Consider the following 17,451-nt stretch of genomic DNA (forward strand, 5'->3'; position numbering starts at 1 on the left):
AAGTTATGAGTTAATCACACTTTGTCATCCCGAACTGAGAGCCCCTCCTAACCTCCCCCAAGGGGAGGAATGCAGAGAGGGTATACAAGAGCCCCTCCTTGGGAGGGGTTGGGGAGGCTAAGATCCCTCACTGCGTATCGGGATGACAGAGACGGATACTAAAGTCCCCCTTGGGGGGATTAGGGGGCTACTCTTGGGAGGGGTTGGGGAGACTGCTGGGTGTCTACTTTCCCCTTATCACCGAGTAACTTAATGATGTGTTTCGCTCCAGTAATTTATTCAGGCAAACATAACGCTGCGCATCTATCGAGTGGTTATAGCGGTCGATAGGTATATTCCTTGCATTGCCGAATTCGTCGGTCTGCCAGCGATAATTCCGATATTCATTTATAATATTTGTGCTGCGACCTGTTATATGCTTCGTGTATCGGTTGAGAATCGATATACCTGTATTTATACTATCCTTTCCTTTTTGTGCAGGCTCTATACGCCAGCCTCTCGACGCTATTTCACGTATCGATTTAGGTTCGGCACTATCGGCTATAATAGGAGTGTCGCGGGGGATATTCTGCCGATTCAGAAAGTCGGCTATCATCATATTATCATATCCACGTTCGTAAAGCAGTTCATCTATCCATAGCTCACCATCCGAAAGGCGAATGTCTACTATTGCCGTCGGGTCGTTGGTAAACCCGAAGTCGATACCCAGCCAGCGTTTCTTATAAGTCGAAGGCAAGGCAGAGACGATATCCCAATTGTGGATAACTGCTCCACGCAGCGAACCTGTTAGCCCTTCGCCATAAACCTGCCACCAGTCTCGGTCGTTGCGGTTCGATTCTATTTCCTTTATTTGTGCATCGGTCAGAAACTGATTGTCACGATACGTAGAATGGATAAGGGTCGAGGTGTCTTGTGTCAGTACCTTCTCGTCGAGCCAGAACTCGAAGTAGGGGTTACAGTCCAGAAAGATTGTTTCGGTAGTACGGATAGCCAATTGGCGATAGGTTTCGAAGTCGATATTGATACACTCGTTTACATAAAGAATGTTTCGTGACGGGCCATGCACCTTACTCGGATTGTCAGCCGAAAAGAATTCTATGATGGAATTTCTCATCTTGTAAATCTTGTCGGTAGCATTCCAATCGTTTTCGTTCCAGTAACCTTTAGCCGAAAGTATTTCCTTAAAATCTCTTATGCACCCTTTCTTGAGATGGGGCATCGATTCGGAAACAATAGAAATAACAAGAGGCTTTGCCGAATAGTCGGCTATAAAGACCAACAATTGCAGAACGCTGTAAGTTTTGGACGAACGGGTCGATCCCTTATTTACAATATACCTGACACGGGCATTGTAGGCTTCGATATTTTTTTGGAATACGGAAGTAAGATTCATAGTCTTTTTAGGTATAGATAAAAATGGGGAGAAGGGATGAATATTGAATCGGCAAAGAGGCTATACACTCCATACCTCAAATTCTAAGGTTGGTCAGAAAAATAGCTGTTCATACAAAAACAAAGTTGATAATACCATATCTTTGAATCTGAACTGAATCATTAGTAGAGTATGTCCCAAATCAATCGAAATATAAAATACCTGATCGTAGAAGACGAGCAATTGGCGTATAAAGAATTAAAGCGGATGATAAGCCTCTTACGACCCGAATACGTACTATCGGGGCAGACCAAGACGGTTGAAGAAACGATCTTATTCCTTCGGAACAATACCGTAGATCTTATCATGCTGGATATACATCTGGCTGATGGAGACTCGTTCGAGATATTCAACCAGATAAGGGTCGCTACACCCATTATTTTCACGACGGCATACGACGAACATGCGATAAAAGCCTTTAAGCTGAACAGCATCGATTATCTGATGAAGCCGATAGAGGAGGCCGATTTGGCAGCAGCCCTGACCAAGTACGAAGAACTATATCAATCGCAGCAAGCCGCTTTCGATTATAAGCAGTTGGAGAACTTAATGCCCCAAAAGGTAAAAAACAGATTTCTCATTCAGAAAGGTGATTCATTCCTTTATATCGAAGTGAGTAACATTGCCTTTTTCTATAGCGAAGACAAAGTGTGTTTTCTGCATACATCCGACAACAAGCGGTATATAATAGACTACACGCTCGATCAGTTGGAGAAACATCTTGATAAGACTGTTTTCTTCAGAGTCTCACGCAATTGTATCACGAATATAAAGGCGATAAGAAATATTTCCAAGTACTTCAATAGCCGCCTTAAGCTGTCTTTTCAGCCCGAATGCCCTCACAAGGTGCTGGTTAGCCGTGTGCGTGTCAACGATTTTTTGAAGTGGGTGGATGGTATTATCTAAAACAGAAGAATGAGTATGGAAGATCGTAAGAGTCCTTTAATTATTTTTACAGTCATTATTTTTGTAATGTCATTCCTGTTTCAATGGATATACAATGTTATGACAGACTACAAAGAAGGCGATTTTTTAATACAACTTCTTGTGGATTTGCCTTTCGTTATCATTATGGCATTTGTGAGTTTTTCGATGGTACACACTACCAATAAATATTTTAAATATAAAGACAATATATATATACGTGTTGCTTTCGAATTATTTTTGGCAGTTATTTTTGCATCAGTATACTCGCTATCAGTTAACTACTTGCTTGGGGTAGTTATTATAGGCGAGAAAAATCCTACTTACCTCGAGTCTGCCATTGTGCTGGTGATGGGTAATGTCTTTATGGTCATGTTACTCGAATTGTTTTTCTACAACAGGCGTCAATTGAAATCGGAAAAACTTATTGCAGTTATAGAGAAAGAAAAAATAGAATACCTATACTCCACCTTAAAAGCACAGGTACATCCACATTTCTTATTCAACAGCCTGAATGTATTATCATCGTTAATATACGAAGACCCGCAGCGGGCAAATATTTACACCAAAAAACTATCGAATATATACCGCTACTTCTTATCGACCAATACACAGAAAAGCGTAATGGTAAAAGACGAAATATCTTTTCTCGAATCTTATATCTATTTACTTCTGATACGTTTCGAAAATGCTTTAAAAATCAATATAAACGGAGATACCGATATACCAAAACAGGTGATTCCCGTTAGCATTCAGTTATTGATAGAAAATGCAATAAAGCATAACGTTGTATCTGCCGGCAACCCACTTATCGTAGATGTAAATATAACCGCCGAATATATAGAAGTGGTCAACAACCTGCAACCACGGCTAAATGTGGAAGAAAGCGGTCATGGATTAAACAACCTTCAAACACAGTATGCGCTGTATGATAAGACCGTTGAGGTCGTTAAAACCAACGATCGTTTTATCGTTCGTGTTTCCTACCTGTGAAATCTTATCCTTTTAATTAGTCAGTTTGTCGGGTTAATTATGCGGTTCGTCATTTATGGCTTTTCGCTTTTCATCATTTGTCATTCTTTTGTAGAAAAACAGAAGAATAATGAAAATACTGTTTACATTAAAATCAGTCAGAGACATTTTTATCGATTCGGGATAAAGATACATCAGCTCATTAATCCGAGCTTGCGGGCATAATTCACAGCCTCGAAAGCATTGGCGACTTCCATTTTCTGTAATATATTTTGACGATGAACATTTACTGTATGAATACTTATCGATAACTTATCCGAAATCTCTTTACTAAGCATGCCATTATTCACCAGCTTTAGTATTTCGATTTCACGCTTAGTTATATTTTTCGGTGAGTTTTCGACAATCGGAAATGGGACTACCTCTCCCGTCTTAATGTTCATCAGCCTGAATCGCACATCTTCGAAGTCTGATTGGTTTGGCGAATAATCTACGATACCTAACATGATAAGAGGATCTTTCCTTTCGCCGATTTCCAATATCTGATGCTGGCTGATAACACGGATGTACTGCTGCTCTTTGTTCAGTGCTCTGAATTCAAAAATATGCTTGTAGTCGGTTCGTTGCTCAAGAGGTAGACCGAAAATAAAATCGATCAGCCTTTTCTGGATATTGCCGAGAACCAGCAGATCATCGGGATGAATACGTGTTTCCAAATAATCCGCTCCTGACTCTTCCGGTGCTTCTAATTTAGAAGAATCGTATCCGAAGAATTCTTTAAAATTTGGAGAAAGAAATAAATACCTGACACCGTATTCGGCAACGAGCACACAACTATTATGTACCTGTGCTAATAGCTCTATATAGGGCTTGTGCTTCTCCCAGTTGTGGGGTTCCCGATCACTCATGTTCTATAAAATACTGGTTACAAATGCAGTTGAAATTAGTGATAATTCACTATTGTGTCCACTTTGCCATTCGTCTACTTTTGTCTCAAAGATAAAACAAAAACAAATTACTAAATGAAAACATTACTATTATTCTTAACTACACTTTTTCTAAGCACATCTATTGCAGCTCAGACAGGAAAACCAATAAGAGGCGTTGTCGTAGACAATGCTTCGGGAGAGTCTTTAGTCTCGGTAACCGTACAGGTACTCAACAGCAGTTTGCCCAAAGGAGCATTGAGCGATGCCGACGGAAATTTCAGTATCGATGGACTGCCCGTAGGGCGCTACGATATACAGGCATCTTTTATCGGATACGAACCTATGGTGTTTCGCGAAATTGTAGTTTCGTCGGGAAAAGAAGCCTTTATAACAATCTCGCTTAAAGAAAATATCAACGAACTGAAAGAGGTTGTTATAGAACCTCAGGTCAATAAACAATTACCGCAGAATATTACAGCTACTACAAGCGCACGAATGCTTAGTGTAGAAGAAGCGAGCCGCTATGCAGGAGGTATGGACGACCCCGCACGTCTGGTTTCAGCTTTTGCCGGAGTGGCAGGAAGCATGAACAGCAACGGTATTGCCATACGTGGAAATTCACCCCAATTCTTACAATGGCGATTAGAAGGTGCAGAAATACCGAATCCTACCCACTTTTCGGATATTACAGGAGTGGGTGGAGGTATCTTTACCGCCCTTAGTTCGCAGGTGTTAGGCAATTCGGACTTCTTCACGGGAGCTTTTCCTGCCGAATATGGCAATGCCCTTTCGGGAGTATTCGATATGCAGTTGCGCAATGGTAACCGATGGGACTATGAGCATACCGTGCAAGTAGGTACACTGGGTGTGGATGTAAGTTCCGAAGGGCCTTTCAAAAAAGGAGGGCAATCTTCTTATCTGTTCAACTACCGTTATGCAACAATGGCTCTGGCAGACGATCTGTTTCCCGGCTTATTGGGCGATGCAGCAGGTATGCGCTATCAGGACTTATCATTCAAACTAAACTTTCCGACCAAAAGCGCAGGTACATTCTCGGTGTGGGGAATAGGTCTTATAGACCGTTTCTCGCAAAACGCCGAATCGGATACTACCAAATGGGAGAGTGTGACGGATAACAGCAAAGCCGATTTCAGACAGACTATGGCATCGGGTGGGATAGGCCACAAATATTTCTTCAACAACAGCACTTTTATCAAAACGGCATTAGTAGGCACATACACCAAAAATCATCTTTTGCTCGATGTACTCGACACGCAAAAGAACGCGACACGGGTAAACGATATGAAAGGTACTAACTGGGATATGTCGATCAACTCGTATATCAACAAGAAATTCAGTTCCAAGCACACCAGCCGTACAGGGTTTAATATAACCCGATTGAGTTACGATCTGGATTATAATATCAGTCCAAGCTTTCCCAATCCGTTTTTACCGATGGAGAACTTTGCCAAAAGCGATGGCAGCACCATGTTATTCTCGGCATTCAGCAATTCGACAATACGATTGAATAATGAGATTACGGCCAATATAGGTATAAACAGCCAGTACTTCGTTCTGAATGAGAAATGGACGCTCGAACCACGTGTCGGTATTAAATGGCAGATGCAGCCTAAACATTCCATCGGGTTGGCTTATGGATTGCATAGCCGACACGAGAAACTCGATTACTATTTTGTAAGAACACCCGAAACAGGGAACGAGATGGTAAATAAAAAACTCGATTTTGCTAAAGCCCATCATATCGTCTTCTCTTACGATTGGTCGTTGTCCGAAAATACGCATCTGAAAATAGAGCCTTATTTCCAATACCTATATGATATTCCTGTGGCAAGAGACAGTTCGTTTTCGATAATCAACCAACAGGATTGGTATCTGAATACAGCCCTTGTCAGCGAAGGAAAAGGTATCAACTATGGTATAGATGTTACATTAGAACGTTATCTGGCCGATGGTTATTACTATTTGCTTACAGGATCTATATTCCAGTCACGATACACAGGTGGCGACGGTGTTTGGCGAAACACACGATTGAACCGTAATTATGTATTCAATGCACTTGGCGGTAAAGAATGGAAAATGGGTAGACAAAAACAGAATATATTCAATGTCAATCTTCGTGCTTCGTTTCAGGGTGGCGACCGTTTTTCTCCGATCGACACAGAGGCTTCACTACTGGCACAAGATGCTGTTTACGATACGTCGAGAGCCTACGAAAAGCAATTCGATCCGGCATTGATAACGAGCTTTACAGTAAGTTATAAAATGAATAAGAAGAAATTAGCACACGAGTTTGCCGTGAAAATTATAAATGCTAATGGTTATCAGGAGCCAAGCGGTCATTTTTATAACTATCGCAGGAGCGAAGTCGAGTTGTATAAATCGGCAGTCGTGATTCCTAATATCAGTTATAAGGTCGAATTCTAAATAGATGCAGACTACTCTGTCTAGCCTCCCCAACCCCTCCCAAGGAGGGGCTCTTGTATACCCTCTTTGTATTCCTCCCCTTAGGGGAGGTTAGGAGGGGCTCTCAGTTCGGGATGACAGAGAGGAATATAATACTCCTCTGGCAGATCCCTCCTATCGGGAAGGCTATCAGAAGCTTAGGTACAGGTTTGCAGCCTGTGCCTATTTTTTATATCATCGCATTAAACTTTCATCATCCAATAACGTCTCATATTTAACACTATTTCTAATCTTAGACTTTAATACAATACTATTATGAAAACTGCAAACATCTTTAAAACAATTTTCCTTATTATATTAATATCGCCTTTTACCTTGAATGCTTATAGCCAACAATCAGGGTCGAGCGTAGAGTATATTGCTTACGGATTGCGTTTTGGTATTGGAGCTTCCAAATTCAAGGGCTTGGAGGATTATCGTTATTTGGGTCGATTACCCGGAACTGATATTCCGGCACAAGACTATTCATCAACATTTCGTTTGGCGTTCGATGCTGGGGTAAGTGCACAAATCATGTTTTATAATAAGCTGCTGATTCAGGGCGATTTGTATTTTTCGTATGCAGGGGCAGGACTCAAAGGGGCTAATGCAATTACGTACGACGATAGGAGGAATACTCGTATAAGTGCTTATTACACCGTACTATCGATTCATGTAGGGAGAAAGATGCCTGTAAATGATAAATTCAGATTTATTGTCGGTGCAGGTCCTTATGGCGGTCTGGAATCTACCTCTTGGCTGTACGATGAGGATGCCCATACTCCCGAAGAAGATTTGTCGATAGGGTATGGTGATTTTAAAAAGTATGATTTCGGTCTGTCGCTTATGGGTGGAGTGGAAGTTGGTAATGTACAATTTACGATCGATTATAATCATGGTCTGGTGAATATTGTGAACGATGACTATCCTCTGTATAATAGAGTAATTAAGTTGAGTACGATTTATTTCTTTTAGTCTTAGTCTGTCATTCCGAAACGCAGTGAGGAATCTGTCTCGCTTCCCCAACCCCTCCCAAGGAGGGGCTCTGTATACCCTCTTTGCATTCCTCCCCTTGGGGGAGGTTAGGAGGGGCTATCAGTTCGGAATCACAAATTCGGATGAAGTATTTATTACTCCTTCCCTTATATCGAACTCACGCTAAACATATAAATTTATTCGTTCACTCGGTTGTTTGAATGAAAATAGTCGTCTGCAATGTAAAATGAATCAGTAGGTTACCCTTTTCCTGTTTTAATCCAAGTTGCTTTTTTCCATAACCATTCTAATGGCCCTTGACGATGCGAACGAAGCCACCAGCGACTAAAGAATAACTGAATAAGAAACATTCCGATACCCATCAGGAAACATACCGTAATGCCTGTATGCAGGTAAAGCCCCAGCCCCCAGTTGTAGAACAAGAATCCCCCGATCAAAGACTGCGACAGGTAGTTTGTAAGACTCATACGTCCGTAAGGAGCTAATTGATGAAGAACACGTCCAAGCCTTGTCAGGTAATAAACAAGTATTACCCCTGCAAACAGTATTCCTGTAAATGCAAGATTTGCAAGCGATTTAAGTAGAAGAGTAGAAGGTACAAGTAGTGCCTCTCTGCTTATAAAGTCGGGAAGCAGAGCTACCAAGCCATAAATCGGGAAAAAGGATATAGTGACTATGATGAACACTTTAACCCAAAGTTTTATATTTTTCTCTGAATAGGGTAATACATTGCTGCGCCCTATTATCATACCTAGCATAAACAGTCCTGCGGTTTGAGTAACCCTTCCATGTAATAGCATCCAGCCCATATTAGCAACATTGCCCGTCCAGATGGTAGTTTTGCACAGTTCGAGGAAAGAACCTTCTTTCTGAGCTGTATTGACTATTTCCCAGTATGGAGCATCGAAGTCAGCAATAGGAACGTATTCGGGGTTGATGAGTGCATAAATTATTTGTCCCCATTCGAGAGGCTGTAATAAAAGAATAACTGCTATAATAGCGATTGTGCGGGTCGAAAAACGACAAACTGCAATCATTACATAACCAAGCAATGCATAGAGTATCAGTATTTCGCCGGGAAACAAAGTCGAATTGACGCATGCTATTACAAAAAGTAACACCAATCGCCAGGCAAACCGTCCACTAAAATCTTTTCCTTTTTCTTTTTGTGAGTTGTCCTGAATGAAGAAACTGAATCCGAAAAGCAATGCGAAAATGCAGTAGGCTTTACCGGAAAAGGTGAAAAATATACTGTCCCAGATTACCCTGTCCGTAAATAACAGAAAGTTGCTGGTTTCTTCGGGGAAGCTGTTGAGGCTGAACCGTTCGATAAAATGAATAAGGGTAATTCCCATTACAGCAAAACCACGTAATACATCCGCTATTTCTATGCGATTATTACTGGTCAGCGTAGTTGATGAGTGCATGTCTTCTTAGAATTTAAAAGGTTAACATATTTATTTGAGGTGTAAATTTATTATAAACCTTTTATGATTCCTAAAAATACTGTTCAATAAATAATAAAATGTGGCTGATACAATTGATTAGCAAAGTAAACAGCAAGAATATGAACAACTTAAAAAACTTATATTGCCCAAAAGCATCACGGATTCTTTTAATAATATTCGGGGTAGTATAAACAAAAAAAGTACAGACATCACTATCCGTACTTCTCTCTATTTATAGAGACTATCCTTTTTCTTCGCAAACGTTATACTCGCATGGAGTATACGCAGCGCGATAATCTGGCTACTATGTTTTGTGAAATAAAAGAAAGTGAGTTGAGTTTTGGTGTAATCTTGTAGCCTTTGTATTAAACTTGGAAGTCTAATTTCGAGTTTACAATAGTTAAGTATAAAGATATACAAAAGAATCTAAATGGCGTCTATATAACGCCTCAAAATCTGTTTTTTAACTATTTGTTGTTCAGTCTTTTCCTGTTCATCGGCGTTTTATTTATCCTTTCACGCTCCCATTATACGAATCGGAGTAATGATATTTCATCTGTAACGTGAAAAGGTCGTCTTTGCTGTTTGGCTTTATATTCAGTTCGTCCACAATTACGTATCGCTTGGTCGACAGTTCATATACGGCAGGCGAAGCACTCAACTCTTTGAGCCACTCGGCTATATGTGCTTTTATTGGCATGGTTTGTACAATAAATTGTTCGCTTACCTCTTTCGTGTAAACCGATTCTATATCGCTGCTGATAGAATAAGCAGGTGTCTGTGTCTTGTACAGCGTGTTGGTACTTGTTCTGAAATCGGTTTCCTCTGTTCCCGAAAAATTGAACGAGCTCCATCCGCCCATCGAATTGAGGAATGCAAAGTCATTTACCTTATACAGCGATTCGGGTAATATATTGAATGTAAGCGGTTCGCTGCTCTTATTGCCGTCTTTAGATAAATAGACTTCTACAATGCCTATCTTCTCGCGTTGGGCATGCGTTTCCAGTAGATTGTCTATATCGAGTCTGATGGTATTCACTATACTAAACTTCTTTCTGTTCTGCATATTCGATACAAGATATCCCAGATTGCTGCCCGATTGGGTTTTCAGTTCGTAGCGAATACCCATATTGTATTCATTCGTAATATTGTTGCGATCGGGGTCGGACAGTACGAAGTTGAAATACTGGCTTTGCCCTTTCACATGGGGCAGAATCGGCTGACGGGTAAGTGACTTTACGTTGTTTTTCTTTGTTGTATCATATACATAATCGGTTAAATCGGCATTGTCGAGGTTTCTGTTGTATCCCGATAGGGTATAAAGCACATCCGATATGTAAAAGGATTCTCGGTTTTTGCCATCGCTACGCTTTGCTACGAACCTATAATCGGTAGCTGTGCCTGCATCGCACCAAGTGTCGGTATGAAGAAATGAATTGCTGTATTTTTGCTGATTCCCCCAGATGCTATTGATATCAAACCAGATAGGATTGTTAAAATAGGCTTTTGCCAAACTGACCACAGGCGTGCCCAATGTAGTTTTGTCGGCTACACCCAAAAATACATTCGTATCCTGATAGATATCGATTTCTATTTCGCAATTGCTCGGATCGTCCAAACTACCGCTAATGCTATCGTTGGCAGGAGGTGTGGTAGAATTGTCGGTAAAGCGAATAAAAAGGTTATTCAAATCAGTTAACCTTATGCCTGATGTTGAGCCGATTCGTTTCGATACGATTCGTATTGTAGAGCCGTTTATAACATTTGAACCCGCAGCAATAGGCGGAACTGTAATATCGAAATTGCCATTGAAAAATGAATCTTTCATCAGGCAGTATCTTATGTTTTCGGCTGTGGTGGAAGCAGAACTATCGAGAAAAAATGTATTGTTATTTACTTCGTTCCTGTTTCTGGTCGCTTTTATCGAGTGATCTGTCTCTGTCGCTTCTTCTGTGATCGGTATAAAACATTTATCCGCATCCAGCGATGTAGACAGAATAGTCAGGCTAATATCGATCAGCTTATTTTTATTTCCAATCGGAAGATTCGATACTTCGCCCGTACTTTCGAATTGTACGTAATTCGGATTATTAGCCAATGAAACTTTAGTCGGCGATTTGCTTTCTTTCGCTATATTTTGTGTGAAAATACCCATGTCTTTTATTTATTAAAATATTAATTGAGTAGAAGAACGTATTTAATGTTACATCTTAAAGTTATAACTATCGATAATTGTTATACTCAGACGGACAATAAAAAGGTCTGTGACCTCAGCTCTTCGATTGTTGCCTCAAATAGTTGATCGAACCATTCATCTTCAAATTTCTTGTTCAGTTCTTCTTCGAGCGTGGCAAGGATGGGGCGTCCTTCGTAACCATCGCGCCATATTGCCCTGCTGATGAGGAATAGGGTGCTGTTGTCGGTGGGTATTCCTCGCGACAAAGCCCAGTTGTGCAACTCGTCTGTCGGAGGCTGCTTGCCTTGGTGCGGACGTCGCCCCTGCTCCAGATAGCCGATGTAGTTTGCAAAGAGGGCTTCAATTACTACCGGCTCACCCATACTTTTTATCTCCACTTTTATACTTTCGCTCAAAGAACTGTCTTTTAAGTCAATCGTATTATCTTCGAGAACAAGTCGAGCGAGGTTCACTATTTCGCCGGCAATAGCTTCTATTACTTTTACTATTTCGTTGTTCATTTCTTAGACGTTCTGATATTAAATTCGGGGAATTTATTGGCGAATACCTCGCAGTTGTCGGGCAACTTCATACTTGAATTATTAAGAGCCGCTTCCTTTTCAATACCTTTATTCTCATCAAACTGATCTTCAATCAGACAAAGGTTTTGCATATTTACCTGTACAAAATTCACCGAGAAACGACATCCGCAAGCATTGTCGTCGTAATAGTTGCGCAGGGTGGTATATGTCCAGTCGGGCTTGATGCCGATTGCAGATGTTTCGTCTTGTTTTATGCGTTCGATAATATTCAGCCCTGTCGAAAATGCCAGATTCTGAAGTTCTGTGATCGTTCTCTCTTGGTCGGGAATAAAAAGTACAGCGAAATTGACCGAATTGGTAAAAGTGTTATTCTGGTTACGACCACCGATAGGATCTTCGAGCCAGAAAAGCGGATGCTGTTCTTTTCCGCTGCCTAATTCGTAATTCCGATTGTAATAAAAAGCCTTGATGCTACGATGCTGACTAGCCTGTTTGCGAAAAATGTCTACGATATTGTTTATCATATCTTTTTGATTATAAGTTTTATTAGATAGATAAATAAGTGGAAAAGGCATTGTAAATTCGGGATGCCTCATCTATTATAAGGTGCTGGAATGGGGTGAATATCTTATTATACTTATACATTTATATACTCCCAACAACCTCTCTTTTCCCTCCCTGTCATTCCGAACTGAAAGCCCCTCCTAACCTCCCCCAAGGGGAGGAATACAAAGAGAGTTTGGAATAATTATAAATTATGAATGATATGTTATGAGTTAATCACTCTCTGTCATCCCGAAACGTAGTGAGGGATCTACTGTCTCTTGATGTTAAGCCAGTAGCTATTAGCTTATTTCAGAACAGATCCCTCACTGCGTATCGGGATGACAGCAGCGAGCATTTAGTCCCCCTAGGGGGATTAGGGGGCTGCCTTGGGAGGGGTTGGGGAGGCTGAGCAGATTCCTCACTACGTTTCGGGATGACAGAGAGAAAAATAGGGATGATAGAGCGAATCAATATGTCATAAAGCCTTTTCTTGTTTCAAGCTTATGTTAGGTTAGAAGCTAAATCGAATAAATCAAGATTGAGTAGTACAAATATTTTTAACAAAAATATCAAAAAATTAAGTATAATGCCACTGATATTATATATCTTAGAGAGGAATTCATTTGGATTTTTGAAGTTTTGAATGAACAACCAGAAGGCTTTAAATTTATGCTAGACATCAAACAAAAGGAATATGTTTCATACCACGCTTGTACGATGAAATAATGAAGGGAATAAAGGTTTGCCAAGCGGAAAATAATATCCTTAATTTGTTCCTTGTGATTAACCTTTTTTATATTTGTAGAATTAATTTAAAATATTTTAATACTATGAAGGTTTTTTTTATAATTCTATTTTTTGTGTTGTGCACAATTAGCTCTTATGCGCAGTGGAATGCTACAGGGAATAACAGTACTACGGGTGATTTAAGTGTAGGAGGCGATATAAATGTGAGTGGACACAAATTAATAGGAGCGGCTCCTAGTCATTATTTTACATACGATAATCAGAAAATGGGACACTACGCTCTAAGATGGGGCGAAGATTCATGGAGTAATGTTGGTAGTGGGTACACATTTTGGTTAAGTTCCTATAGAGGTATGAAGTTCTTCACAGCAGGTAAACCCCAATTTGTTATCCTTAATGATGGAAATATAGGAATGGGAACAGAGAAACCTACTTCAAAACTGGAGGTGAACGGCACTATTCGGGCAAAAGAAATTAAAATAGAAGCCACAGGATGGCCGGATTTTGTGTTTGATAGAGAATACAAATTACCTAGTTTGAGAGAAGTTGAGAACCATATAAACGAGCATAAACATCTTTCCGGTGTTCCATCCGAAAAAGAAGTAATAGAAAACGGAATCAGTGTAGGAGAGATGCAAGCAAAACTTTTACAAAAAATAGAAGAACTGACTTTGTATACCATCCAATTGGAAAAAAAATATGATGAATTGAGAGAAGAACTAAAGGAATTGAAAAAAGAGTGATTCAAAGAAGATAGTTAATCAAATAAAACTTATTTCTAAACACGTCCAATTTTCTTGGAAGTATATTAATGACAACGAATTACGAGAAATTGTTTTATTGTTTTAAAACATGTAAACAAATACTAATCACTATATGTTATACAACTAGACGATAAAGTCTTACCTAAATTTCAGAAGCTATGAAGAAGTTCTTATTTATTTGTGCAGTTTTAATGTTTACAGGTCTTACATTTAACTCTTGTAGTCCCGACGATGCGGTGACACAAGGTCAAGTAAGAAATGCGTTGTTGTCCCGTTACCCAGGTGTTTCATGCTCGGTTCGTAACAGTATTGTAGCCCTATCGGGTACTGTAGACTCGGAAGAAGCAAGAGTTGGCGCCGAAGAATTGGCAAAAGGAGTGAAAAATGTGAAATCGGTGGTTAACGAGATCGAGGTAGTAGAGCCTGTGGCAGCAGTGAGTCCCGACGAGTCGCTTAAAACAGCTATTTCAGTAGCACTTGGCGATGCCGGATTTAAAGATGTGTGGGTGGAGGTGAAAGACGAAGAAGTAACCCTTTCGGGAAAAGTTTCGAAAGCCGATCAGAAAAAAGTTTTGGACGTAGTAAAAGGTATCAAAACTAAGAAAGTAATAAACGATATGAAGTAGACTGTCCAACTTTGTACACATTCTTTTATTATATGTATGTAAAAGCGAATCTAAGGGTTCGCTTTTCTTGTTTTTAATCAGTTTGCTTTCAGATATATAGTGTGTGTTGCACGCAAAGCAATTTATAGTGAATCATGCTGAATCACTTATTGTTATAAGCTTACGTTGTATTTTAAATAAATCATATAGTATTGAAAAAAAACTTAAATTATTTTATATTTTTATTATTAATGCATAGATTATGCTCTGTTAATGAAAATAATTTAAAATGTTCATCTTGAAATCCATATGACATATGCATTCTAGTTCGCACATAGTAAATTTAATCGCCAACTCATCGGGCGAGAATTTGGATGTTGACCCTCCTTTTTATTAGAAGAATAGGCTGAATATATTTTATTATATACAGGAATGATTTTATAGAGATAAAAGATCATTACGTATTAATATATACAAATGCTGTATATATAACCCTCCTTTTTCAAGACGGAATGTCTTGGAACTAGTATTTAATTGCCACATTTTCACATGTTAACTATTCAATGAATTGTAATTATGAATATAAATTATCTAACCAAACTATTAACGAATATCCTCTTTTTCCATGCAATCGGGCTTAGTGCTCAGGTAACAATCGGTTCTGCCATTGCGCCTGTCGAAGGTGCTTTACTGGAACTCAAACAAGATGGAGAAACCACCAAAGGCTTGGGGTTGCCACGAGTGAATCTGGTCGCCGTCGATGATCTTGCCCCTTGTGTAACAAATGCCTCGCCAATAGCTAAAGAAGCACATGCTGGTCTGGTTGTGTACAATCAGACCGAAGATAATGGACTGTCTAAAGGTATATATGTATGGGATGGCGCTATATGGGAACGGTTGCTATTTACAGAGTCGTCGACCAATCCCGTGACAACACCATCGGATGCCAATTCGAATGCATTTATACTACCATTGGGAAAAAGCCTTGAAATTCCGGTAACTAAAGCATACGACATGTGGGAAAAATATAGCATGTTGGGTAATCAGACTTTGACAGGGCAGGTAACAGCCGAAGTCTATTGGTCTGATGCTTCGGGCTTAGTAGATATATCCCTTCCGAATGGCGATAATGGGCGCACTTCGGTAATCAGAATTACTCATAACAAGACGAACGACCAATTGGGCGGTAATGCAGTTGTTGCTGTACGCGTCGGAGGTATTGTCCGTTGGAGCTGGCATATCTGGGTTACAGGCTACGATCCCGATAATGAAGGTCAGGTATATACTTACAGCAATGGAACGGATACAAATATATTTATGGATCGCAATCTGGGAGCTTTGAGCAACAATCCTGCCGATGGCTTTTTAACCTTGGGTAACACTTACGAGTGGGGGAGGAAAGACCCTTTTCCCCGTTCGTCGGGATTAGACAATCCGTCGACTTCCACCTCTGCGCCCGAAACTATTTTATATGGAGTGAAAACCGATATTACTCGTACCACGACAAACGAAAATCCTGACGAAAACTTACAGAACTCGATTACCGACCCTTTGCAATATATAGGATATAACAGTTGGTTTATCGGAAATAATTATCTCTACAACAATGAGGATGCCGATTTCTGGGGGCAAATGTCGCAAAGTAAAGGCGATTTCGATCCATGCCCTGCGGGGTGGCGTATTCCTTTTGTTTCGGCCGACGGTCGAAGCCCTTGGGAAGGTTTGCAAGAATCGGATGTTACATTAGTGGTAGTCGAAGGTAAGGCGGGAAGTGCTTTCGACTTTTCCGACAAGCTGGGCTTGTATCCTCTGTCGGGAGGGCGTTCTAATGATGCAAATCTCGTCGGCAGACAATTTGATGGGACGGTACCTATTGGCGAGAAGGGTTTTTATTGGACAGCCTCTCACTCATACAAAGATGCGTCTTGCTATTTTGGTATAGTTAATCACGGTACTTACCTTCAGATTATTAATACAGGAATAGATGTTAACAGGAAAGCACTTGGATCGAGTGTGAGATGCGTTAAAGCATAGATTGTTTATAAAAAGGCATAAAGGCGCAACTGTACAAGTTTCGCCTTTTTGTTTTGTCATACTTGCCCAATCTTATCTTAATACTTACTTTTGGAGTCTTAATACATAATAATTAACCGAATGAGAATATTCAAAACTACACTGTTGATCCTACTTACAACACTCGCTATTAATCTGAATGCACAAAATGAAATAATAATAAATAAAGCGCTAGAAATACAGTGCGAAGAAGATAGTAACGAAGAAAGTAAGGAAGAAAAACCTTTTGTATTTGTAGAGCAAATGCCCTCCTTCGTGGGTGCAGAAATGGCTATGGTAGAATTTATTCACACGAATCTCGTTTATCCCGAAGAAGCATTAAAGGAAGGTGTGCAAGGTCGTATAGTAATACGTTTTGTTGTAACCAGAGATGGAGATCTGACAGATATTACGGTGCTTAGAGGTATTGGCCACGGTTGCGACGAAGAGGCTGTTCGCATTGTAGAATCGATGCCTCGGTGGACACCCGGCTCGCAAAACGGAGTGGCGGTTCCTGTGTATTATACGCTCATAGTTCCTTTTCGTCTTCCTGCAAAAGACACCGGTGTCGCTGACTGAAAACACGGTTATATAGATAAGCTAAATGAGGGTGTGACATAAGCGATTTTTCGTGTCATTCTGTCATCCTGAACGAAGTGAAGAATCTCCAAATCAAGAGTTTGGATTCTTCACTTCGTTCAGAATGACAAAGAGACTAACCAGTTGACGGTATTATTTTACTTACGACACCGCCTCTTTTTTCACTCAATGTATCAATATCAGAATTGTGATATGTGTGTTAGTAGTGTTTAGATATATAGTGTGTTTAATACTCATAAAGATAATACTTAGTTC

General features: G+C 40.1%; 14 protein-coding genes. 8 read left to right on the forward strand and 6 right to left on the reverse strand.

Annotation, left to right across the window (positions count from 1 at the left end):
* Window positions 1-223: 223 nt before the first annotated feature.
* Window positions 224-1,393, reverse strand: a complete 1,170-nt coding sequence (locus tag G7Y57_RS08080) for a PBSX family phage terminase large subunit (protein ID WP_165022088.1) — start codon at window positions 1,391-1,393, stop codon at window positions 224-226.
* 171 nt (window positions 1,394-1,564) lie between these two features.
* Here G7Y57_RS08080 and G7Y57_RS08085 point away from each other — a divergent pair, with 171 nt between their 5' ends.
* Together G7Y57_RS08085 and G7Y57_RS08090 are read left to right on the forward strand one after the other, a co-directional pair.
* Entirely contained in the window at window positions 1,565-2,338 is a 774-nt protein-coding gene (locus tag G7Y57_RS08085) for a LytR/AlgR family response regulator transcription factor (RefSeq protein ID WP_165022091.1), read from the forward strand.
* A 9-nt stretch (window positions 2,339-2,347) separates the two neighbouring features.
* Window positions 2,348-3,349, forward strand: coding sequence for a sensor histidine kinase (locus G7Y57_RS08090; protein ID WP_165022094.1), 1,002 nt, complete (start codon window positions 2,348-2,350; stop codon window positions 3,347-3,349).
* Window positions 3,350-3,522: 173 nt separating this feature from the next.
* Here G7Y57_RS08090 and G7Y57_RS08095 read toward each other — a convergent pair whose 3' ends face one another.
* A complete protein-coding gene (locus tag G7Y57_RS08095; RefSeq protein ID WP_165022097.1) occupies window positions 3,523-4,236 on the reverse strand; it encodes a LuxR C-terminal-related transcriptional regulator in 714 nt (237 codons plus the stop codon).
* Between the two features lie 114 nt (window positions 4,237-4,350).
* Here G7Y57_RS08095 and G7Y57_RS08100 point away from each other — a divergent pair, with 114 nt between their 5' ends.
* Together G7Y57_RS08100 and G7Y57_RS08105 are read left to right on the forward strand one after the other, a co-directional pair.
* On the forward strand, window positions 4,351-6,702 hold the full coding sequence (locus G7Y57_RS08100) for a TonB-dependent receptor (RefSeq protein ID WP_165022100.1): 2,352 nt from the start codon (window positions 4,351-4,353) through the stop codon (window positions 6,700-6,702).
* A 294-nt stretch (window positions 6,703-6,996) separates the two neighbouring features.
* Entirely contained in the window at window positions 6,997-7,695 is a 699-nt protein-coding gene (locus G7Y57_RS08105; protein WP_165022103.1) for an outer membrane beta-barrel protein, read from the forward strand.
* A 260-nt stretch (window positions 7,696-7,955) separates the two neighbouring features.
* On the opposite strand, the gene G7Y57_RS08110 is transcribed toward G7Y57_RS08105, so the two are convergent.
* The 4 genes from G7Y57_RS08110 to G7Y57_RS08125 all read right to left on the reverse strand — a co-directional run bounded on the left by G7Y57_RS08110 (window position 7,956) and on the right by G7Y57_RS08125 (window position 12,406).
* Window positions 7,956-9,143 carry a DUF418 domain-containing protein gene (locus G7Y57_RS08110; RefSeq protein ID WP_165022106.1) on the reverse strand — a complete coding sequence of 396 codons (1,188 nt, stop codon included), beginning with the start codon at window positions 9,141-9,143 and terminating at the stop codon, window positions 7,956-7,958.
* Window positions 9,144-9,672: 529 nt separating this feature from the next.
* Window positions 9,673-11,319, reverse strand: a complete 1,647-nt coding sequence (locus G7Y57_RS08115) for a hypothetical protein (protein ID WP_165022109.1) — start codon at window positions 11,317-11,319, stop codon at window positions 9,673-9,675.
* 86 nt (window positions 11,320-11,405) lie between these two features.
* The gene (locus G7Y57_RS08120; RefSeq protein ID WP_255491377.1) at window positions 11,406-11,861 is read right to left on the reverse strand and encodes a hypothetical protein; all 456 of its coding nucleotides are present in this window, start codon (window positions 11,859-11,861) and stop codon (window positions 11,406-11,408) included.
* On the reverse strand, window positions 11,858-12,406 hold the full coding sequence (locus tag G7Y57_RS08125) for a hypothetical protein (RefSeq protein WP_165022112.1): 549 nt from the start codon (window positions 12,404-12,406) through the stop codon (window positions 11,858-11,860). The genes G7Y57_RS08120 and G7Y57_RS08125 overlap by 4 nt, the downstream gene beginning before the upstream one ends.
* 852 nt (window positions 12,407-13,258) lie before the next feature.
* Between G7Y57_RS08125 and G7Y57_RS08130 the strand changes: the two genes are divergently transcribed.
* The 4 genes from G7Y57_RS08130 (at window position 13,259) to G7Y57_RS08145 (ending at window position 17,175) form a co-directional block, all read left to right on the forward strand.
* Window positions 13,259-13,918, forward strand: coding sequence for a hypothetical protein (locus tag G7Y57_RS08130; protein ID WP_165022115.1), 660 nt, complete (start codon window positions 13,259-13,261; stop codon window positions 13,916-13,918).
* 179 nt (window positions 13,919-14,097) lie between these two features.
* On the forward strand, window positions 14,098-14,565 hold the full coding sequence (locus tag G7Y57_RS08135; protein ID WP_165022118.1) for a BON domain-containing protein: 468 nt from the start codon (window positions 14,098-14,100) through the stop codon (window positions 14,563-14,565).
* A 555-nt stretch (window positions 14,566-15,120) separates the two neighbouring features.
* Window positions 15,121-16,578, forward strand: coding sequence for a hypothetical protein (locus G7Y57_RS08140; protein ID WP_165022122.1), 1,458 nt, complete (start codon window positions 15,121-15,123; stop codon window positions 16,576-16,578).
* A gap of 120 nt (window positions 16,579-16,698) precedes the next feature.
* The gene (locus tag G7Y57_RS08145; protein WP_165022126.1) at window positions 16,699-17,175 is read left to right on the forward strand and encodes an energy transducer TonB; all 477 of its coding nucleotides are present in this window, start codon (window positions 16,699-16,701) and stop codon (window positions 17,173-17,175) included.
* Window positions 17,176-17,451 lie beyond the last annotated feature (276 nt).

Origin of the sequence: Dysgonomonas sp. ZJ279, assembly GCF_011039205.1 — a bacterium.
Lineage (GTDB): Bacteria > Bacteroidota > Bacteroidia > Bacteroidales > Dysgonomonadaceae > Dysgonomonas.